Annotated in this window: 25 protein-coding genes; 13 read left to right on the forward strand and 12 right to left on the reverse strand. The window is 39.8% G+C overall.

Going from position 1 to position 19,762, the window contains the following annotated elements:
* Positions 1-410, forward strand: a 410-nt coding sequence (locus tag BMW30_RS03635; protein ID WP_143248978.1) for an IS3 family transposase, incomplete at its 5' end; no start/stop codon positions are given.
* Positions 411-524: 114 nt separating this feature from the next.
* On the opposite strand, the gene BMW30_RS03640 is transcribed toward BMW30_RS03635, so the two are convergent.
* Positions 525-713 (reverse strand): hypothetical protein, encoded by a 189-nt coding sequence (locus BMW30_RS03640; RefSeq protein ID WP_091474037.1) that lies wholly within the window; start codon positions 711-713, stop codon positions 525-527.
* Positions 714-728: 15 nt separating this feature from the next.
* Positions 729-935: a glycine zipper domain-containing protein gene (locus tag BMW30_RS03645; protein WP_143248979.1), complete on the reverse strand. Its 207-nt coding sequence runs from the start codon at positions 933-935 to the stop codon at positions 729-731.
* Positions 936-1,065: 130 nt separating this feature from the next.
* On the opposite strand from BMW30_RS03645, the gene BMW30_RS03650 reads away from it, so the two are divergent.
* The gene (locus tag BMW30_RS03650) at positions 1,066-1,590 is read left to right on the forward strand and encodes a cysteine hydrolase family protein (RefSeq protein ID WP_091474041.1); all 525 of its coding nucleotides are present in this window, start codon (positions 1,066-1,068) and stop codon (positions 1,588-1,590) included.
* Positions 1,591-1,667: 77 nt separating this feature from the next.
* Positions 1,668-2,456, forward strand: coding sequence for a hypothetical protein (locus tag BMW30_RS03655; protein WP_091474043.1), 789 nt, complete (start codon positions 1,668-1,670; stop codon positions 2,454-2,456).
* A gap of 51 nt (positions 2,457-2,507) precedes the next feature.
* Here BMW30_RS03655 and BMW30_RS03660 read toward each other — a convergent pair whose 3' ends face one another.
* Together BMW30_RS03660 and BMW30_RS03665 are read right to left on the reverse strand one after the other, a co-directional pair.
* Positions 2,508-3,053 (reverse strand): hypothetical protein, encoded by a 546-nt coding sequence (locus BMW30_RS03660; protein WP_091474045.1) that lies wholly within the window; start codon positions 3,051-3,053, stop codon positions 2,508-2,510.
* 43 nt (positions 3,054-3,096) lie between these two features.
* On the reverse strand, positions 3,097-3,606 hold the full coding sequence (locus BMW30_RS03665; RefSeq protein WP_091474047.1) for a hypothetical protein: 510 nt from the start codon (positions 3,604-3,606) through the stop codon (positions 3,097-3,099).
* A 204-nt stretch (positions 3,607-3,810) separates the two neighbouring features.
* On the opposite strand from BMW30_RS03665, the gene BMW30_RS03670 reads away from it, so the two are divergent.
* The 6 genes from BMW30_RS03670 (at position 3,811) to BMW30_RS03690 (ending at position 8,859) form a co-directional block, all read left to right on the forward strand.
* Positions 3,811-5,715, forward strand: a complete 1,905-nt coding sequence (locus BMW30_RS03670; RefSeq protein ID WP_091474049.1) for a purple acid phosphatase family protein — start codon at positions 3,811-3,813, stop codon at positions 5,713-5,715.
* 186 nt (positions 5,716-5,901) lie between these two features.
* A complete protein-coding gene (locus BMW30_RS03675; protein WP_091474051.1) occupies positions 5,902-6,270 on the forward strand; it encodes a GntR family transcriptional regulator in 369 nt (122 codons plus the stop codon).
* Positions 6,267-7,142 carry an ATP-binding cassette domain-containing protein gene (locus tag BMW30_RS03680; RefSeq protein WP_091474053.1) on the forward strand — a complete coding sequence of 292 codons (876 nt, stop codon included), beginning with the start codon at positions 6,267-6,269 and terminating at the stop codon, positions 7,140-7,142. Before BMW30_RS03675 ends, BMW30_RS03680 begins: the two co-directional genes overlap by 4 nt.
* Positions 7,139-7,855 carry a hypothetical protein gene (locus BMW30_RS03685; protein ID WP_091474055.1) on the forward strand — a complete coding sequence of 239 codons (717 nt, stop codon included), beginning with the start codon at positions 7,139-7,141 and terminating at the stop codon, positions 7,853-7,855. Before BMW30_RS03680 ends, BMW30_RS03685 begins: the two co-directional genes overlap by 4 nt.
* Positions 7,856-8,021: 166 nt before the next feature.
* Positions 8,022-8,189 (forward strand): hypothetical protein, encoded by a 168-nt coding sequence (locus tag BMW30_RS10530; RefSeq protein WP_180366200.1) that lies wholly within the window; start codon positions 8,022-8,024, stop codon positions 8,187-8,189.
* Complete coding sequence (locus tag BMW30_RS03690) at positions 8,182-8,859, forward strand: phosphatase PAP2 family protein (protein WP_091474057.1); 678 nt, start codon at positions 8,182-8,184, stop codon at positions 8,857-8,859. The genes BMW30_RS10530 and BMW30_RS03690 overlap by 8 nt, the downstream gene beginning before the upstream one ends.
* 173 nt (positions 8,860-9,032) lie before the next feature.
* Here BMW30_RS03690 and BMW30_RS03695 read toward each other — a convergent pair whose 3' ends face one another.
* Together BMW30_RS03695 and BMW30_RS03700 are read right to left on the reverse strand one after the other, a co-directional pair.
* Entirely contained in the window at positions 9,033-9,527 is a 495-nt protein-coding gene (locus tag BMW30_RS03695) for a hypothetical protein (protein ID WP_091474059.1), read from the reverse strand.
* Positions 9,528-9,567: 40 nt separating this feature from the next.
* Complete coding sequence (locus BMW30_RS03700; RefSeq protein WP_091474061.1) at positions 9,568-10,065, reverse strand: hypothetical protein; 498 nt, start codon at positions 10,063-10,065, stop codon at positions 9,568-9,570.
* Between the two features lie 112 nt (positions 10,066-10,177).
* On the opposite strand from BMW30_RS03700, the gene BMW30_RS10360 reads away from it, so the two are divergent.
* Positions 10,178-10,270 (forward strand): LPXTG cell wall anchor domain-containing protein, encoded by a 93-nt coding sequence (locus tag BMW30_RS10360; protein ID WP_143248980.1) that lies wholly within the window; start codon positions 10,178-10,180, stop codon positions 10,268-10,270.
* Between the two features lie 65 nt (positions 10,271-10,335).
* Here the strand turns inward: BMW30_RS10360 and BMW30_RS03705 are convergent, their stop codons facing one another.
* From BMW30_RS03705 to BMW30_RS03730, 6 genes are all read right to left on the reverse strand, one after another.
* Positions 10,336-11,511 (reverse strand): dihydrolipoamide acetyltransferase family protein, encoded by a 1,176-nt coding sequence (locus tag BMW30_RS03705; RefSeq protein ID WP_091474063.1) that lies wholly within the window; start codon positions 11,509-11,511, stop codon positions 10,336-10,338.
* A gap of 12 nt (positions 11,512-11,523) precedes the next feature.
* Positions 11,524-12,510 carry an alpha-ketoacid dehydrogenase subunit beta gene (locus BMW30_RS03710; RefSeq protein ID WP_091474065.1) on the reverse strand — a complete coding sequence of 329 codons (987 nt, stop codon included), beginning with the start codon at positions 12,508-12,510 and terminating at the stop codon, positions 11,524-11,526.
* Entirely contained in the window at positions 12,507-13,571 is a 1,065-nt protein-coding gene (gene pdhA / locus BMW30_RS03715) for a pyruvate dehydrogenase (acetyl-transferring) E1 component subunit alpha (protein WP_091474607.1), read from the reverse strand. Before pdhA ends, BMW30_RS03710 begins: the two co-directional genes overlap by 4 nt.
* A 25-nt stretch (positions 13,572-13,596) precedes the next feature.
* A complete protein-coding gene (locus BMW30_RS03720) occupies positions 13,597-14,733 on the reverse strand; it encodes a Glu/Leu/Phe/Val family dehydrogenase (RefSeq protein ID WP_245705623.1) in 1,137 nt (378 codons plus the stop codon).
* Position 14,734: 1 nt separating this feature from the next.
* Positions 14,735-15,151 (reverse strand): thioesterase family protein, encoded by a 417-nt coding sequence (locus BMW30_RS03725; RefSeq protein ID WP_091474067.1) that lies wholly within the window; start codon positions 15,149-15,151, stop codon positions 14,735-14,737.
* A 132-nt stretch (positions 15,152-15,283) separates the two neighbouring features.
* Complete coding sequence (locus BMW30_RS03730; protein ID WP_245705624.1) at positions 15,284-16,156, reverse strand: LysR family transcriptional regulator; 873 nt, start codon at positions 16,154-16,156, stop codon at positions 15,284-15,286.
* A 128-nt stretch (positions 16,157-16,284) separates the two neighbouring features.
* Here BMW30_RS03730 and hpaB point away from each other — a divergent pair, with 128 nt between their 5' ends.
* Genes hpaB through hpaE form a run of 3 tightly spaced genes read left to right on the forward strand, consistent with a single transcriptional unit; the run spans position 16,285 to position 19,757 of the window.
* Complete coding sequence (hpaB, locus tag BMW30_RS03735; RefSeq protein WP_091474071.1) at positions 16,285-17,760, forward strand: 4-hydroxyphenylacetate 3-monooxygenase, oxygenase component; 1,476 nt, start codon at positions 16,285-16,287, stop codon at positions 17,758-17,760.
* A gap of 16 nt (positions 17,761-17,776) precedes the next feature.
* Positions 17,777-18,247: a flavin reductase family protein gene (locus tag BMW30_RS03740; RefSeq protein ID WP_091474074.1), complete on the forward strand. Its 471-nt coding sequence runs from the start codon at positions 17,777-17,779 to the stop codon at positions 18,245-18,247.
* A gap of 13 nt (positions 18,248-18,260) precedes the next feature.
* Positions 18,261-19,757 carry a 5-carboxymethyl-2-hydroxymuconate semialdehyde dehydrogenase gene (gene hpaE, locus BMW30_RS03745; RefSeq protein ID WP_091474076.1) on the forward strand — a complete coding sequence of 499 codons (1,497 nt, stop codon included), beginning with the start codon at positions 18,261-18,263 and terminating at the stop codon, positions 19,755-19,757.
* Positions 19,758-19,762: the final 5 nt, after the last annotated feature.

Raw genomic sequence — 19,762 nt, forward strand, 5'->3', positions numbered from 1 at the left:
TATTTACTCGTAAAATTGTGGGTTGGTCTATGGATACACGTATGAAAGATCAGCTCGTTATTGATGCTTTAAATCAGGCTGTTGGCAAGGAACAACCAGCCCCAGGCTTAATTATTCATACGGATCAGGGATCACAATACACAGGTAGTCGATTTCAAACTTTACTACGCCAATATAATTTTAAAGCTAGTATGAGTCGTAAAGGTAATCCTTATGATAATGCATGGATGGAATCCTTTTATAAAACTATAAAAAGAGAGCTTGTTCATGATGCCAACTTCTCATCAATAGAACAAGCTCAATTAGAAATATTTAAATACATCGAAACATACTACAATACTAAAAGACTTCACTCTGCTCTTGGGTTCCTGTCCCCTAAAGAGTTTGAGTCTCTAAATGATAAGGATTAGCTAACAAAATTCTCTTAACTTTGTGTCTAGTTTTTCTTGACAATTCCAGTTTTCACTTTTTCAATTGTCTACTTAAGGGGGAGCATATCACTTTGTGGGTGCACCTTTTCATATTCACTGATTTTTATTCTTTTCTCTACCATTCATCATAGCCATAATAAATCCAATCAACAGACCCATACCAAGTCCTGTGAACACACCATAAGGAATATTATTCCACAGCAGTACGCCAACAAATACGCCGACTACTGCCCCTAGCACTACGCCTGCCATCAACGTCAAATAATCAAAATTCTTAAACAAGCACTTACCTCCACGTCACTGCTTTTTATCCTTACTCGCCAAACTATTGAGTACTGATCCTAACCCAAGTCCGATCGCAATACCGATTGCCATACCTATCCCAATGCCAAGTGCAGTGTTGTCCATTACGAAGAATCCCAAAATTAATCCGATCACTCCACCGAATGCAGGACCTAGTGCTATGCCAATCGCAAGTTCTCTATTGCCTTCATTATTAGCCAAGATCGTTCACTCCTTTAATTTAGTGTAAATGAATACAAACAATCATTCAACGCACACACATATTCATCACAAAATAATAGAATTGGAGTGTTACAATTAAATCATATTATATAGAAGGAGTGGTTCACTTATGAAATCTCTACTCATCATTGATGTTCAAAATGGATTTCTAAATGGGCAAGACAAATTAGTTGAAGATACTGTAAAACTCGCAAAATTATTTAAGGACAATAATGACTTAGTCATTGCGATGAAGCACATTGAAGAGAACGAAAATGATCCTATTTATTTTGAATCAGACGGTGCAAACATACCAGATAAAATACTCGAAAACGTCGATGAAGTCATCGAAAAACGCTATCCGATTTCTTTTAAAGAAACTAATTTAGACGATGTACTTAAATCGCACAACATTAAAGAGTTATATATCACTGGATTTAATATGGAATTTTGTATTCTATTTACTTCCATATCTGCAGCAGACCGTGGATACGAAGTAACTGTTATTGAAGATTTATGTGGCACAGTTAATGGTGAAGATGCATATGAAATGCCTGGTCTTGATATCGTTGATTTTCTCGGTACTGTAATGGATTGGTCAGGTGTGATGGAAAATAAATATCTTGAAGAACTTGAATTCTCAAAGGACCTGTAATAACCAAGATGAAAACGCTACCGTATTTCTGGCAATCGTGGTAAAATCAGCTTACTAATATAATAGGAGAGAATGCCATGAAACGATATTTACTAGCAAGTGTTTTATCGTTTGGGTTACTCGTTGCAACTAATCAATCCGTGGTGGCACAAGATGATACTGACGAAGACGTTGATGTTGAGGAAGAGGTAGAGGAAGAAGCTGTTGAAGAAGAGGAAACAGACGAACCTGAGGAAAATAAAGGTACCATCCAAAACCCTTATTTAATCGGTGAACTCGGTGAAATTGAAATGCGTACGAACTACTACCATGATCCATTTTCTAGATTTTCAATGAGTCAAGACGGCAGCGAAATGGCTATGGAAGAATCAGAACTAGCCTTGGATGATCAATTTATGGCTGACCTTGCAGAAATGTTTAGCATGGATTCAGACATGAGATCAATCTACCCGCCTTATTATGATCCGATGACTTATGAGGGTACGGCACACTTGGAATTTACAGAAGTTTTACGCGGCGATGAAGCATTAGATTATTTAAATGCTCGAAACTTTTATGATTACTCGACTGGTGTTGATGATTTAGAATGGGCGGTATTCAATTTTACATTTGAATGGGCAGAATCCGATGATCCAAATAGCATCCACCCCTCAAACTATGAATTCACGACATTTGACATTACAGGAGTCAGTATAAATGCGAATGACTACTACACATATTTTGATGGTGCATTCGAACAAAATGAAATGTATGTTGGTGGCGTGTTAAATGGTACGTTTGCAAAACTCGTACCTGCAGATGAACCTTTTATGATTCGCTTTGGCGACAATTACACAATGCAGCATACGTTTTTTAAATTTGAATAGAACATTAAAAACACCGAGAAGAACTCTCGGTGTTTTGTAATTTATATTAATCTATTCGCTGACATCGATATTTACAATCGCTCTGTCATGATTACTGTAGTCATACGTATTAATTTCTATTTCTAACAACTCAACATCATCTGGCACATTATATATAAGTTGCCCTCGTCCGTTTCTGCCTGGGTTAACTTCTGGTATCGAGTTCAAATGTGCATATTCTTCGATAATGTAATTATCACCATAGAAGCTTAAGTAATATCTTGGTGATTCAGGAATCGTCGATACGTTTGTATATTCAAAATCAATCACTAAGATGTTATCAGCTTCACCGTAATACTCAATGCTGTGTTCGTCTAATACTTCCTCAACTTCTGTAAAATAAGCATCTGTAAACGTATATTCGAAGACATCAAAAGTAAACGTTTCATTCAACTCATATTCTGCTGGATTCAGTGTCTCATCATTTGTTAAATCAGGATCAGAATCAATTTCTTCACATTCAAAATCCACACATTCGTCTTCAATAACGACCACATCATCAAACATGTTTGGTGTACTGGCTGCAAGTAACATGAGAAATGCTGTTGTAAATCCCATAGCTTCATCCCCTTAATTATAGTTTAATCAGTAATCTAAAACTCTATTCATCAACAACGATTCTTACAATTGATCGATCTATACCACCGTAGTTGGGGTCTCCCACTTCAACTTCTAATGTTTCAACACCGTCTGGCACTTCGTATACAAGTTGTCCTTGTCTGCTTTGTCCAGGGTCAGCTGTAGGAATCGTATGCATGTTTCGATACTCTTCAATTTGAAAATTATCAGCATAAAAGTGTATATAATAACTAGGATTTTCTGGGTAAGTCATTTGATTCGTATATTCAAAATCTATATACAATAAGTTCTCAGGTTCTCCATATAAGTCAATGGTGTATTCTTCTAATTCTTCATTCACATCAACATAGTAAGCATTCGTAAAGATAAATTCAAATCCATCATAAGTCACAGTCTCGTTCATTTCGCGTTCTTGTAACTGAAATGTTGAGTCTGATGTTGTATCAGAATCGGTTGAAATAATGACCGGATCAACAATGATTTTTGACACAGTGTACATAAGCAATATAAATATCGTAGGTGTGACTCCCATAATTTCATCCCCTTTAGAAAAATTATACCCATTTTAATTGTATAATTACTACAATCTATGTAAATGTGTAGGGTTTTTCATATAAGATGTAATACTATTCTTTTAAATCATACATTTACAAATCGTTTAGAAGACCTTAACTCAATATTTACATGTGATAACTAGAATATATATGTACAAAAAATATTCTAAAGGGAGCATACCATGAAATCTTTAAAGAAATTGGCATTAGCATCAGTACTCGGTTCAGTTGTTCTTGCAGGTGTTTCAACAAGTGCTTTAGCTCAAGGTGAAGTGACTGAAGAAACACTAAACGCAAATTACGAGCGTGCAAACAATCCTGCTTATTCTGAAGAGGCAATCACAGAGAATGACGGTTTTGAATTTGATGAAGACCATAATATCATTGCTGTAACAATCGGTGGAGAAACTGCTGAAGTTACTCAAGAAAATCCAGCTGTTGAAGACGCTTGGTTCAATAATACGCCGAACAGAATTACAACCAATTTAACGGCTGATCCTTCTACGTCTATGCATTTCCAATGGCATACGACAGAAGCCGATGAAGATGCAGTTCTATATGTTTGGGAAGATGGTTCATCTATTGAAGAAGCAGTAGAATTTACACCTGAAATTTTAGAAATTGAGGATGCCTTCCATATCCAAACGATTGACAGTGGAAACTTTGTCTATGCAATCATGTGGGATGAAGAAGAAGACGAAGCAATGACAGATGACGATGAGCCATTCATTGCTGTTGATAACCCTGATGATGTTTTAGGATACTACACAGATGAAGTCTTCACTGAAGACAACCTTTTATGGTTAGATAAAGGTTACGATAACTATTCACTTGCACTCCCTTACCCTGCTTTTACAGAAACAGCTTATAAAGCAACGGCTGAAGACTTAACACCAAATACTGTGTATCATTACGCTGTTGGTAATGTTGATGGTGAACTTTCAGAAGAAGCAACATTTACTACAGCTGCTGAAGACAGTGAAGATTTCACATTCATTCATTACACAGATACACAAAATGCATTCTCATCTGAACATCAACGTTCTGAAGCAGAATACTCAAGATCTACGGTTCAATCGATGTTAGATAATGAAGACGCACAAGAAGCGAAATTCGCATTGCTTTCTGGAGATATTGTCAATGATGACTGGAACGACACAGAGTGGGATTTAACTTTAGATGCATTACTTCCACTTAACAATGCAATGCCACATTTATTTGTAACAGGTAACCATGACAATGAAAACTTCATTGACCATATCAATACTGACAATGATGTTGAAGGCATGACTTCAGGTGTTGCATATACATCAAGATATAACGGTGCACAATTCATCGTGTTGAACACAGAGCAAGATAATGAATCAGATGAAGAATTTGCACCAGCTATTTTAGAGAATCAATTAGAATGGTTTGAAGCGCAGCTTCAAGCAGCACAAGAAGCACGTGAAAATGGAGAAATCGACTGGGTATTCGTCACTTACCATAGACCATTATTCTCTTCTTCTTACCACTCATTAGAAGATGAAAATGTACAATTAGTTCGTGATGACTTAATGGCATTACTTGATGAATATGATGTAGATATGGTCTTCAATGGTCACGATCATAACTTAACTGTAACGAACGCTTTAGTTCATAATCCAGACGCTTTTGGTAATGCTGAAGTTGGAACACAAGGTGAAACAGACGGAGAGACTACAACATTTGCAAGCCCAGAAGGTACAGTGTTCTTTATCCCGAATACAGCGGGTACAAAAACATATGATGCAATCTACAAAAACCAAGACTTCGAATGGATTCTTGAAGAAGAAGATATCAATGAAACGTACGAAGAGTTGTTTGACTATGAATTTACAGAAGATGACGTTACGAGCTACAGAGAGTTGCTATCAACTGAAGAGCAACCATTCCGCTCATCATTCTATTCAGACGGTCACTCGAATGCGCGTGAATCAAACATGCAGCACTACGGTGTAATCGATGTTACTGCTGACGCTGTAACATATAAGTTATACCAAGTTGTTGGTGAAGATTTAGAAAATCGTGAAACGACACTTCTTCACACGTATGAAATAAATAAATAAGATAAACCCCAAAATTTTTAAACAAGCACTGGCAGATGGATAACATTTACCAGTGCTTGTTTTTTATGTCAATAATTAAAATGGCTTTACAAGATTAATCATATATTGTATGGTTGTACACACAAGTAACCAACCTAACATGTGATTAATCATGATCCAGGTTTAAGAAAGGGGGACGCTGTATTCGTGCGTCCAATATTAGACGAATCACAACCGATATTTCAACAAATTGCACAGATAATTAGTAACGACATCGTAGAAGGTCATTTGAAAGAAGGAGAAAAAGCACCATCCGAAAATGAATTATCACGGTTTTACAATATAAATCGTGCCACGGTACGTAAAGGACTTGAATCCTTGGTTGATGAGGGAATCATCTACAAACAGAGAGGAATTGGAATGTTCGTAAGAGAAGGCGCAAGAGAAAAATTGGTAAAGGAAAGGCAAAAACAATATCGGAATGAGTACATCATGCCTTTACTGGAAGAAGCAAAACGTTTGGAAATGAGCATTGATACAGTAGTCGAGATGATTAAAGAGGAGGAGAAAAAATGATACATGTTGATAACATCACTTTTAGTTACGATAAAGAAACTGTACTAGACGAACTTTCCTTCACAGAGTTAGAACCTGTAATCACAGGGCTTTGGGGAAGGAATGGTAGCGGTAAAACGACATTGATGAAACTGCTCGCTGGATACGAAGAACCGGAACACGGAAAGATTGAAATACAGGGGAAACGTCCATATAACAATGCCGAAGCTGTTCAGAATGTTTGTTATATGCAGGAGGAACATCCATTCAGTTCAATCTGGAATGTACATGATGCCTTGCGATTTGGAAAATACTTTAATCCAAATTGGGATCAAGAAATGTCGGAGCGACTTTTAAAAACTTTTCGTCTAGATAGAAAGAAAAAAATAACGAAACTTTCAACAGGGATGAAATCTGCACTTCAATTTATCATTGGTATTTGCAGTAACGCAGAGATCACCATCTTAGATGAACCGGTTAATGGATTGGATGCAGGAATGAGAAAGAAAATGTATAAAGTGTTGCGGGAAAGCCATGAAGAAAACCCACGATTAATATTACTCACCAGTCATCATATCGGAGAAATTCAAAGCATTTTTGAAAAAATCATCGTGATAAAAGATGGAAACATAGTGTTCCATGAACTGATGGATGAAACACGGGAGAAAGGCATCTGGTTATCCGGAAACAAAGATAAACTGGAAGAAAAAATCTCCGCAGAGAAGATATTGGAGCATGAAACAATGGGTTCAACAATGAAGGTCATGTTAGATGCGCATTACTCAAAAGAATGGAAAGAATTCGCTCATTCAAATGGTCTATCAATTGAAAAGGCGGAACTCCAGGATTATCTATTGAATATGACAGAAGAAGAGGAGGAGATGTCCATATGAATTCTATGAAAGGTACAATCCGGTTAGTATACGAAGATGCACTTTGGTTTTTAGGGAAGTTCCTGTTTCTTTATATAACGATCCCTTTGATGATCGGTTGGATTCTAATCGAACTTATTTTTGGAATTCCCGATGATGCCACTGTAGCTATTTCTGTACCTGCGTATCTTTTCATTTCTATGTTTGCTGTAATGGGGTTCCGGTCTCTTATTTCAGTCGCTGTTGCATTTGGAGGAACGAGAATCCAACTGCTCAAAGTCTTTTATGGAATGGGACTTGTAGCAGTATTTATGAGCATCTTGCTCTTAAATATACTCCAATATATTTTAATCGCAACGACTGTTAACAACCGTTTTAACATTATGCATCCAGCAACGTTTACTGTAGAGGATTACAATTTTTTCTCTTATCTATGGATCGATTTGATGATTGCCTTGTTCTTATTTGGGATTTCATTTCTGATTTATTGCATTTCCTATCGCTTAGGTATGAAATGGAGTCTCGTCATAGTTACCATGTTAATTCTTAGTGGGATGTTTCTCTATTATGGTGGCGTAATCGACTTGAGCAGTTTTGAATGGATTTGGAATAATAGTTTAGAACCGTTCATGTATATAACATTAGTTGGATTACTCGGTCTTGTTAGCCTCTTTGTGACGTATCCTCTGATGCGAAATGCACCACTCAATAAATCTATATTTAACGCGAGGTAATAAGAGAACAAGATTACTTTAATAAGACTCATTGCCAGAAATCCTGAGAATTGAATGATTCGATTCTCAGGATTTTTGTTTTATTTCACTGTAAGCTAGCCATTCAATAAAGTGATTCATGTATACTAGACTTGAATATCACTATCTATCAAAGGGGCAATTCATCATGCGATGTGGGACAGAGTGTTTTATCGTTACAATAGAACAAGATGATGCGCATATCACGAAAGAGTTGAGCGCTCGTTCTCAAATCGATGCTAGGAAGATTGTAAAAAAGCATTATGGTGATGGTGTGAACATAAAATCAGTCAGAAGGAAACAAACACATGGTTAAAAAATTAGGCATTACAGGAATTATATTTTTATTATTATTTGTATTCGTTACAATCGCAGTTATCACAGATAGTCTCTGGGTCAATCGATTCGACAATACTTTAACCACTCTCATACAAGGACAAGTCACAGAATCAGGATCCAGTTTTGTAGCAGTTGCAACAGATATCGCTGACTTTATGGCAGTTACTATACTGACCGTTGCTACTGTCGTCATACTGTTCGTGAAAAGAATGTATATCGCAAGCCTATGGTTCGGTTTTACTGTTCTGATTTGTGCTTGGTTCCTCATGGACACGATGAAAGTCATCATTGGGAGAGAACGACCAGATGAGTTAGTTATTACAATGGAGACTTCCCTAAGTTATCCAAGTGGTCACAGCATTGCATCGGTGTTATTTTATGGATTCTTGGCACTCGGCTTAATACTGACTATGAAAAAAGCATCATACAAAATAATCGTTGGGATACTTGTTGCATTGATTGTCCTATTTGTCTTGGCATCTAGAGTGTATCTAGGTGTGCATTATCCGACTGATGTCATTGGTGGACTATTCTTTGGGCTGGCAAGCATATTTATTTCAGCGAGCCTTTATCAGTTGGCTTTACCTAGATTGCAACAATGGATGAAGAAGAAAAACTGGAAAGATCAGAGTCCGAGTTTGGGTTAGAGAAATAATTAGCAGGAAGTTGCTACTTCGCGATATTATTTGAACCTAAAGTAGCAGGTTTGAGAAAAAGCTGCTACTTCACAGCCTTTTTCGAGCTTGAAGTAGCAGGTAAACTTTAAAACTGCTACTTCAACGCCTTTTTTCTGTCTGAAGTAGCAGGCTACAATGAAAATCTATTCTTCGACAACTATATGAACAATAGCATTGTTGGATCTAACATATAGATCCGTTCCTATTTCAATTTCTAGAAAATCGACATCATCTGGAACAGTATATACGAGTTGGCCATATCCACTTCTACCGGGGTTAACCATAGGCAAATGATGCGCAAGTTCATACTCTTCTACACTTGAGTTGACATCATAAGAACGTATGGATTGTCTCGGTGATGATGGATACACGCTTACATTCGTATATTCGAATTCAATAACAAATACATTATCGGGTTCTTCAAAAAATACAGGCGTGTATGTATTTACAATCTCATCTGCCTCGATATAATAAGCATCCTTAAAGGTATATTCAAATGCATCGAAAGTAAATGTTTCATTCATCTCATATTCTAATATTTCATTTGTCTGGTCTAATGTTGAATCATTGTTCGGTTCATCTGGCGTGCTAAAAACGCTAAGTGCGAGTAACAGAAGTACAGCTGGTATGACTCCCATAATTTCATCTCCCTATGGATTACTTATATTTACAACACATCTATTCCTCAACAATGATTTTTACAATTGCCGTATCAACAGTACCATCGTCGTTAAACGAAGCAATGTCAACTTCTAAAGATTCGACACCTTCAAGAATATCATAAAATCGGTGAAATTGCTCAGATTCTCCTGGTTCAACTTCAGGAAGATACATTGAAGGGTTGTAATCTGTGATTATAAAATTATCACCATAAAAGCTCACGGAAAAATTCTGTGTCTGGTTATCTGCCCCTACATTCTTAAACTCAAATTCTATCGCTAATAAGTTTTCGGGCTCTCCGAATATATCGATGATTTCTTCATCCATTACCTGTTCAACTTCTGTATAATAAGCATCTGTAATCGAAATTTCGAATCCATCATGAGTAAATGTCTCGTTCATCTCATATTCGAACGTCTTTCCTGGCTGAACTGTTACTACATCTGAATCATGTTCATCAACCGTGTTTGACGCACTAAGTGCAAGTAACAAGAGTATCGATGGTGTAACTGTCATCCTCCCACCCCTTTTTAATGAATAATATCAAGTTTAATTATATAATTATTACAGCTATTGTAAAAGGTTCTAATTATGATAATTTTCCATAATTGATTTCATCGATGGAGGTGTGAGAATGGATGTAGGTTCTTGGATTGCATTAGGGGTCGCCTTAGCAGCTGCGCTTGGCGCATTTGGATTGTTTAAAAGGAAGAAACGCTGAAAAATGATATGCTCCTAAAAGGGAGCATATCATATATAAGAGACTAAAGATTTACTTGAATTTTACTACTCACCACTTAACTCAACGAGCATGATATTTGGATTTTCGATCAACGATTTGAAGTAATTCGTGAACTGGATGGCATCGCCGCCATCCATCACACGGTGGTCAAAGGTTAATGTCACATTCATCATCGAACGGATGACGATCTCATCTGCTTCATTCACGACTGGCATCTTCTTCGTCTTATGGAAACACATGAGTGCCACTTCTGGATAGTTAATAATCGGTGTCGCACCGATACTTCCCATCGGACCGACGTTACTAATCGTAAATGTACTACCACGCACATCTTGTGGTTGTAAGGTATTTTCTCTTGCCTTTTCATTCAATGTTTTTAACTCTGAATGAATCGTCCCCAGCGACTTATCTTCCACACGATTAATCACCGGTACAATCAATCCTTCTTTCGTATCGACTGCTACACCCATATTCACATTTGGCTTCAGTTTAATCTGACTATTGTCCTCATCGAGTTCCGCATTAAATATTGGAAACTTCTTTAAACTCATTGCGAGTGCTTTAATGAAGAAAGCAGCGACTGATATATTGTACGTCTCTTTTATATCTTCTCTATAAGCAAGCAGTTTTGTCATATCAATCTCTTCCATATGCGCAACGTGTGGGATCGTAAACAGTGACTTCGTCATATGTGCTGCGATCTGTTTACGTCTGCCTTTGAATGGGATGAATTCAACATCTTCTTGTGTTGAAGAGGTTTGCTTTTCTTCTATTTGTGTTCCACCATTACTGAATGACTCCACATCTTTGACCGTAATTCTGCCATCTTTCCCTGTGCCTGTAATCGCGTCGATATCCACACCGAGTTCTCGTGCTACTTTTCGTGTGAACGGCGCTGCTTTAATACGCTTGGGTCCAGTGGTTGTTGATTGTTTATTATCTACTTCTTCAATATTTTTATTTTCAGGTTCGTTGTTTACATTGTCAGCCGCTTCTATTTCAAGAATCGTCGTACCAACTGGAATTGTTTGCCCTTCTTCAATGTGAATCTTTGATATTTTACCAGCGACCGGTGCTGAGAGTTCTGTGACCATCTTTTCTGTCTGGAGTTCTATAATCGGTTGGTCACGTTTGACTTCGTCACCCTCACGAGCGAAATAAGAGACAATGGTGCCCTCGGTCATGCCTTCTCCGATGTCATGCAATTTTACTTCTACCATGGTGACCCTCCTTTAGAAATCCATCACGTATTGGATTTTATCCATCACGCGCTCTGGTGTTGGTAAGTACGCTTTTTCCAATGCCCAAAATGGCACATGAACATCTGGTGCTGTCACTGTAGACACGGGTGATTTTAAGTACAAAAACGATGTGTCATTGATGATGCGGATAATATCATTTGATAAACCGCCTGTCTGCTGTGCTTCATGCACGATGACACATCGGTTCGTTTTCTGTACGGATGCTGCGATGATGTCTTTATCGATTGGGTACAATGTGCGCAAGTCTATCACATCACAAGTAATGCCTTTTTCACGTGCTTGCTCAGCTGCTTTTAGTGCCACTTTCATCATGGCACCCCATGCGATTAACGTGACATCTTCACCTTCTTCAGCGAGATATCCTTTACCAATCTCTACTGTATACTTTTCTTCTGGCACATGATCTTTCGTGCCTCGATACAGTTTTAATGATTCTAAAAACAGTACCGGGTCTGGATCTTCTATTGCTGAGATCAACAGCCCTTTCGTATCATATGCGGTTGATGGGCAGACGACTTTAATACCCGGCATATGGGTAAACAGTGCTTCCATACTATCCGAGTGGATTTCTGGAGCATGAACACCCGCGCCATACGGTGCTCTGATGACCATCGGTACGGTAAATTTACTCATCGTCCGGTAACGCATGCGCGTTGCCTGGGTCATAATTTGTTCGAATGCAGGGTAAATAAATCCAAAAAACTGGATTTCTGCGACGGGTTTCATGCCATTCATTGCCATCCCGATTGCGGCACCAACAATGCCCGCTTCTGAAAGTGGCGTATCCATCACACGTTTCTCTCCATATGTGTCTATGAGTCCGTCCGTTGCACGGAATACACCACCGTTCACTCCGACGTCTTCTCCGAGCACAACGACATTTTCATCTGATTTCATCATGACATCAAGGGCATCTTTCACCGCTTGGACAGGCGTTAAAATTCTCTCTTCACTCATCCGTTTGCCCTCCTTGCAAAAAATGCCTTGAACGCTGCTTTTTGTTCTTCGATCGTCCACGGATTGACTTCAAACATATGATCATAGATGTCATCGATATTAGGTTTTTCCATTGATTCAAATTCTTTCACAGCTGCTTCGATTATCGATTCATTTTCTGATTCTATTGTTTCTATCCATCCATCCGATAAAAACCCAGCATCATTCATGAATTTCTCTAATCGATTGATGGGATCATTGAGTCGATGTTTTTCATTATCATCCTCACGATACTTTGTCGGGTCATCCGCCGTTGTATGTGCACCGTAGCGCCATGTTACCGCTTCAATAAGCGTTGGTCCGTCACCCTTTCGTGCTTTATCGACTGCTTTCTTTGTCTCAAAGTAAACCGCAAAGATATCGTTGCCGTCGATGCGCTTCCCTTCCATACCATATGCAATTGCTTTTTGAGCGATTGTCTCCGACTTCATCTGTTTCCAAATCGGTACGGAGATTGCGTATTGGTTATTTTGATTGAAAAATACGACTGGCGCGTTAAACACGGAGGCAAAGTTCATGCCTTCATGGAAGTCGCCTTCACTTGTCGCACCATCACCGAAGTAACAGATAGTTACTTCTTGTTCGCCTTTATATGCACTTGCCATTGCGATGCCTGCACTGATCGGTAACTGTGTTGCGATTGGTACAGATGGTGGGAGTACTTTCTTGCCGCTGTCGTCGATATTACCTTCTACTCTGCCATTCCAGTTTGCAATTAGATTGAAACTGTTTGTGAAAGTTATTGCGGCAGCATGATCACGATATGTGGGAAACATCCAATCATTCTCTTCGAGTGCATACGCACTCCCGACTTGTGCAGCTTCTTGTCCCCCAAACAGAGGATATGTTCCGATTCGTCCTTGACGTTGCATGTTGACCATCTTCTCGTCTAATGCACGCATTAATTTAAGTTGTTTGAGGAACTTCTCACAGAGTTCACGTGTGATCTCTTCTTTATATGAATCATCCAGTAACTTGCCATCCTGGTCAATGACTTGAATGAGCGGAAACTGTTCTGCAATTGACTGTGTCACAAAATCACCCTTTCTATTCTTTCACTTGCCACTTCGGTCTGCGGTGTCGTGCAAAGAAATTATTACGGTTGCGCTGATCATCTAATACAGCTTGAACTCGGATACTCGCTGCTTCTAACGTCGTTATATTGTTTGCATCGGCCTCTGCAAAAATTGATTCGAGTGAATTGAATATTGCTTTCGTTTCTTTTAGTACACGCTCATGGTTCGGCCCATATAATTCATCCGCGACTTGAATTAATCCACCAGAGTTGACGATAAAGTCCGGTGCATAAACGATGCCTGCCTGCTTTAATTTCTCCGCTATCTCTTTTGTTTTCAACTGATTATTTGCAGAACCGACGATTGCTTTGACTTGTAGTTTTTCCAATGTTTCATCATTGATGATGCTACCCATTGCACATGGGACGAAAATATCGGCTTTGACATCATAGATGTCATCTAACCCAACGATCGTTAATTGGCCAGTAAGATCTTTAGCTTCTTTCGTTAACTGTTCAATCGCTGATTCATTGATGTCTGTTGCATATACTGTGGCACCGAGTTCAAGCAATCTTTGTGCAATTTTATAACCCACTTTACCCAAGCCTTGAATTGCATATGAATTTAACCCTAAATCTTGATGATTGAATACATAATTACTTGTTGCTTCAAGTGCATAAAGTACGCCATGTGCTGTCGGAATTGAAGAATCTCCACTTCCTCCATATGCTTCTGGTATGCCATTAATGAACTGTGTCTCCTTCGCTGCTTCCACGAAATCCTCAGGCATCGTCCCCATATCTGTACCGGTATAAAAACGGCCGTTTAATGAATCTACATATTGACCAAATGCACGGAACAACGCCGGTGTACTATCAGTTTTAGGATCTCCAATGATGACGGCTTTACCACCACCAAAATCAAGTCCAGCTGCAGCACACTTATTTGTCATCCCCTCGGATAATCGAAGGACATCATCCAGTGCATCTTCAAAGCTTGCATATGGAAACATGCGCGTGCCTCCAAGTGCTGGACCGAGTGTCGTATCATGTATTGCAATGATTGCCTTTAAGCCACTATGCGGATCATTGCATAAAACAACCTGCTCGTGATCTTTTATCTTTTCGAAGTAGTCAATCGTCTGTATTCCATCAATATTCTGTGTCACGTCATAATCCCTCCGTTGCAATTTTGTCTTGTATATTTTTTAATTGTTTTTCCATATAACCATTCGGTAACAACGCAATCGTCACCGTTCCTTTACCGATCACACCGATTTCATTTTTTACGACAACTTCTGTCGTGACCGTCTTCTCATTAAAATCTGTCAGCATCGCCACATTTTTCACAGCCGACCCAACTGGTGTCGGTGCGATATGTGTCATTGTGACTTTTGCTCTTGCTGATTCTTCATGTGATTCTAAAAACGGTAAAATCAATTGTCGTGATACTTGCTCCATATGTTTGACCATTGATGCTGTTGAATATGCTGGATGAACAACTTCTTCATCGAATACCGCGAACATGTCTTCAGTTACTGTAATCTCCAGTGATGCTGACATGCCAACTTTCAATCCTGGCTTCATTGGTACGCCTCCTCATTGTTTTGCAAACGCTTTCAACATGTTTGAAAAAAATGTGTAAAACGATACCGTGTTACACAAAAATCATATCGAAAGCCACATTCATTATATTGGTCAATTGAAAACTGTGTCAATTTATTTCTGAAATAACGTGACAAAATGCGCAGCACTTTGAGGTAGTGTCCGTGACTTTAACCAGATGATTGCTGACTTTGAAACGAGTGCCGTATCATCGATTGGAACGGTAAATATATTGTTATACGTTCTTGATGCAAGTGCAGTTTCAGGGACGATAGAAATCCCGACACCTTTCGCAACTAACGTCAACAACATTTCAACATCGGGACAGACAACGCGTACGTCTGGTTCTACTTTTGCACGTTTAAATCCTTCAATGATTGTTTCATATTGGCCTGAACCACTCACTCGTTTAAGTAAAAGTAGCGGTAATGATTCTAAATCCTGAGGTGTCACTTGGTTTTGTGGAAGAAGGTCTTTGTATGACTCATGTGCGACAACGACGTAACGTTCATCCGGTAGATGAACGATATCAAAATCATCGAGTTGAATCGGTAAGCGCACGATAGCAATGTCAATCTCTCTCGATTTTAATAACTCGGATAATCGATACGAATCCCCATCCCTTATGTCGAATGTAACACGTGGGAAATACTCTTGAAAGTGTGCGATTTTATCTGCCACATGTTTAAATGATGACTTCACCGAGCCGATGGCAAGTTGCCCTGAGACGCCTGATGCAGTAGCTGACACTTCGTTCATCACATCATCAAACATATCAAATAAAAGTGCTGCTTTTTCATGGAGCACATGCCCGGCTTGTGTCAATTCCATCTGTCTACCGTTTCGTTCAAATAGTTTTACACCAAGTTCCGCTTCAAGCCCTTTTAAACTTTGACTTAGTGGTGGCTGTGCGATATGTAGCTTCTTTGCAGCTCGCGTAATCTGTCCTTCTTCTGCGATCGTATTAAAATATTTCAGCTGTCTCATATCCATATTATTATCATATCCTCAATATATACTTTTGATATATTATATATATTTTTAATATGCATTATCAAATGGTACACTGTGGGTGACATATTTTGAAAGCGTTTTCTATAAAGAGGAGGGGCAATATGCCAGCAAAAACCGGTAAGCAATATATTGAGAGACTAAAGGCAGCAAACAACAATGTGTATCTACATGGTGAACGTGTGGAAGACGTGACGACGCATCCGAAGTTTAAAGGTGTTATCGAATCAATGGCAAAGCTGTATGACATGCAACACGACAACCCTGAAAAGATGTTGTATACATCACCAACGACTGGTGACAAAGTAAGCAAGACGTTCATGGTGCCAGAAACGATTGAGCAGCTGATTGAACGCAGGGAAGCCATTATGGAATGGCAGAACTATACGAAAGGTCTGATGGGTCGTGCGCCGGATTACTTAAATGCAGAAGTGATGACAATGACAAAAGCATTTGAATTTTACGGCCAAGGAGAGAACAAACAGTTTGCAGAAAACGCGTTACGATATGCAGAATACGCACGCGAAAATGATATTACACTAACGCACACGCTCATTCACCCACAGGTGAACCGTGCGAAGATTCAAGCAGAACAAGAAGATGCGAACATGGCACTTCATGTCGTTGAGAAAAACGATGAGGGTGTTGTTGTCAGTGGGATTCGACTACTTGCAACCCAAGCTGCAATCACAGATGAGATATTCGTCTTCCCTTCGACCGTTGTGAAATCTGGTGCGAAAGATGATCCATATTCACTTGCTTTTGCAATCCCGAATAACACGGATGGTTTAAAGTTCTTCTCTCGTGAATCGTTTGTTTATGGTGAGGGAGAAGCAAACTTTAACCATCCCGTCGGTTCTAAGTTTGAGGAAGGTGATGCGATCGTATCATTCGATCACGTCCTCGTACCGTGGGATAGGATCTTTATCTTGGAAGATTCTGATTTGTGTAACAAAGCATTTGCAGAAACGAATGCCGTGACGCACATGACACATCAAGTTGTCGCGAAAGATATCGCTAAGACGGAGTTTTTACTTGGCGTGACGTTGAAGTTGATGGATTCAATTGGCATCGATGGGTTCCAGCACGTACAAGATAAGGGCACAGAAATCATGTTGACGCTTGAGGCGATGAAGTCACATCTCTACAAAGCTGAGCACAATGCCAAGCTCGACAAATGGGGCATGATGACGCCGGACTTTGAAGCGCTAAATGCGGCGCGTAACTATTTTCCACGCGTCTATCCGCGCATGGCTGAAATATTGAGAATTTTAGGTGCATCTGGGCTCATGGGTATTCCGACGTATGAAGACTTTAACAACCCTGAAATTGGTGCTCAGCTAAACCGCGCACTGCAAGGTAAAAATGTTGAAGGGTTCGAACGCGTACAGTTGTTCCGCCTCGCTTGGGATATGACGATGAGTGCATTTGGTTCACGCCAAACGCATTACGAATACTATTTCTTTGGTGACCCTGTGAAGATGGGCATGGCTTACTTCAATCAATACGATAAAGAGCCGTTAATGAAATCGGTCGACGACTTCCTGGCATCACAAAATGTTAAACGACCGAATTTTTAATTGAGGAGTGATCTATATGGATCCAAGAGAATTTAGAAATGCGATGGGACGCTTCGTCACGGGTGTGACAATCATTACAGCTGAAGACGATGCCGGAACACACGGTATGACAGCAAACGCATTTATGTCCGTGTCACTTGATCCAAAGTTGATTACAGTGTCGATCGATAACAAAGCGAATATGCTCGGTCGCGTGCGTAACGCTGGAAAATTTGCAGTCAACATTTTATGTAATCATCAGCAAGATGTTTCCATGCACTTCGCCAAACAATTGTTAAAGGAAGAACCGATAGAGTTTGGTGAGCTCAGCGGTGTGCCAATTATTAATAACGCACTGACGAATGTCGTCTGCGATGTCGAACGAGAAATTGAGCTTGGCGATCACACATTATTTGTCGGCGCAGTCAAAGACATCGTCATGAACGAAGGGCGACCATTAACATTTTACAGCGGTCAATACGGCCAGTACGAAGTACCAAACGATTAAAGGAGTGAACCATGTGTCAGAACAACACAACACACTGATAAAAGACTTATCAACCGTTTTGCACTACATCGATGGTGAATTTGTTGCCTCAAAAAGTGGAGAAACATTTGAAAACATCAGTCCGTTTACGAATGAAAGTATGAATGATGTCTCTGCTGGTCAAAGCGATGATATTGACCGTGCTGTGCAAGCTGCAGAAGCAGCTTTTAAAGGTGAATGGGGTCAGATGAAACTTGAAGAGCGACTCTCTTATATATATAAAATTGGTGACTTGATTGAAGCAGAAGTTGAAGAAATTGCCTCGCTCGAGTCCTTGGATACTGGGTTGCCAATCCGACAGACACGGAAGATGGTCTCACGTGCTGCACTTAATTTCCGATTCTATGCCGATCAAGTGAAAAATCTGATGTTCGGTGAAGTTTATCCTGTAGATGATGAATTTGTAAACTACACGACGAGAACACCTGTTGGTGTTGCGGGACTTATCACACCATGGAATGCACCGTTCATGCTTGAAACATGGAAGATTGCACCGGCGCTTGCGACAGGAAATACAGTTGTATTGAAGCCGGCAGAATGGTCACCACTATCAGCAAACCGCATTGCGGAAGTGATCGACCGTGCAGGATTACCAAAAGGTGTATTTAATGTGGTGCACGGCATCGGCGAAGTTGCAGGCGATGCACTCGTTAAACACAAGGGTGTTAAGCTCATCTCATTTACTGGTGAGACAAAGACGGGATCATTAATCATGAAGCATGGTGCGGATACATTGAAGCGATTCTCAATGGAGCTCGGTGGTAAGAGTCCGATTATCGTGTTTGACGATGCAGACTTTGACCGTGCGCTCGATGCAGTCGTATGGGGAATCTTCTCGTTTAATGGCGAGCGCTGCACAGCGAACTCAAGACTGTTTGTTCATGAAAATATATATGATGACTTTATGGCTGCCGTAAAAGAACGTGTCGGTAATATTAAAGTCGGAGATCCATTAGATGACGCAACTGAAGTCGGTCCACTCATCAAAACTGAGCACTTCGAAAATGTGAAAAGTTATATTGAACTTGCGAAAGAAGAAGGCTGTGACGTCATTCAAGGTGATGTACCGGAATCGATGTCACGCGGTAACTTCGTACCGCCGACGTTACTCATCGGTGCAGAGAGTCATATGCGCGTCGTTCAAGAAGAAATTTTCGGTCCTGTCATGGCCATCTTGTCATTTACCGATGAGGAAGATGTTGTGCGTCAGGCAAATGACGTTGAATATGGTTTAGCGGGATATGTGTGGACCAACAACTTGGCGCGTGGACATCGTGTCGCACAAGCAATTGATGCTGGGATGCTTTGGGTAAATTCTCAGAATGTCCGTGACTTGCGCACACCATTCGGTGGTGCAAAAAATAGCGGTATCGGACGTGAAGGCGGCTACTATGCCTTTGATTTCTATACCGAAATAAAAATTATCCACGTGGCGATTGGGGATCACCACATCCCTCAGTTTGGTAAATAGGAGGG

The organism is Aliicoccus persicus (assembly GCF_900110815.1).
GTDB classification, from domain to species: Bacteria; Bacillota; Bacilli; order Staphylococcales; family Salinicoccaceae; genus Aliicoccus; species Aliicoccus persicus.

What these genes read in the sequence shown, in the direction of transcription:
- BMW30_RS03690 (WP_091474057.1), top strand. Translation starts at nt 8,182, where the DNA reads ATGGTTAAAAAATTAGGCATTACAGGAATTATATTTTTATTATTATTT.
- BMW30_RS03700 (WP_091474061.1), bottom strand. Translation starts at nt 10,065, where the DNA reads ATGACAGTTACACCATCGATACTCTTGTTACTTGCACTTAGTGCGTCA.
- hpaB (WP_091474071.1), top strand. Translation starts at nt 16,285, where the DNA reads ATGCCAGCAAAAACCGGTAAGCAATATATTGAGAGACTAAAGGCAGCA.
- BMW30_RS03740 (WP_091474074.1), top strand. Translation starts at nt 17,777, where the DNA reads ATGGATCCAAGAGAATTTAGAAATGCGATGGGACGCTTCGTCACGGGT.
- BMW30_RS03730 (WP_245705624.1), bottom strand. Translation starts at nt 16,156, where the DNA reads ATGAGACAGCTGAAATATTTTAATACGATCGCAGAAGAAGGACAGATT.
- BMW30_RS03660 (WP_091474045.1), bottom strand. Translation starts at nt 3,053, where the DNA reads ATGGGATTTACAACAGCATTTCTCATGTTACTTGCAGCCAGTACACCA.
- BMW30_RS03685 (WP_091474055.1), top strand. Translation starts at nt 7,139, where the DNA reads ATGAATTCTATGAAAGGTACAATCCGGTTAGTATACGAAGATGCACTT.
- BMW30_RS03665 (WP_091474047.1), bottom strand. Translation starts at nt 3,606, where the DNA reads ATGGGAGTCACACCTACGATATTTATATTGCTTATGTACACTGTGTCA.
- BMW30_RS10530 (WP_180366200.1), top strand. Translation starts at nt 8,022, where the DNA reads ATGCGATGTGGGACAGAGTGTTTTATCGTTACAATAGAACAAGATGAT.
- BMW30_RS03725 (WP_091474067.1), bottom strand. Translation starts at nt 15,151, where the DNA reads ATGAAGCCAGGATTGAAAGTTGGCATGTCAGCATCACTGGAGATTACA.
- BMW30_RS03670 (WP_091474049.1), top strand. Translation starts at nt 3,811, where the DNA reads ATGAAATCTTTAAAGAAATTGGCATTAGCATCAGTACTCGGTTCAGTT.
- BMW30_RS03710 (WP_091474065.1), bottom strand. Translation starts at nt 12,510, where the DNA reads ATGAGTGAAGAGAGAATTTTAACGCCTGTCCAAGCGGTGAAAGATGCC.
- BMW30_RS03655 (WP_091474043.1), top strand. Translation starts at nt 1,668, where the DNA reads ATGAAACGATATTTACTAGCAAGTGTTTTATCGTTTGGGTTACTCGTT.
- BMW30_RS03650 (WP_091474041.1), top strand. Translation starts at nt 1,066, where the DNA reads ATGAAATCTCTACTCATCATTGATGTTCAAAATGGATTTCTAAATGGG.
- BMW30_RS03695 (WP_091474059.1), bottom strand. Translation starts at nt 9,527, where the DNA reads ATGGGAGTCATACCAGCTGTACTTCTGTTACTCGCACTTAGCGTTTTT.
- BMW30_RS03680 (WP_091474053.1), top strand. Translation starts at nt 6,267, where the DNA reads ATGATACATGTTGATAACATCACTTTTAGTTACGATAAAGAAACTGTA.
- BMW30_RS03705 (WP_091474063.1), bottom strand. Translation starts at nt 11,511, where the DNA reads ATGGTAGAAGTAAAATTGCATGACATCGGAGAAGGCATGACCGAGGGC.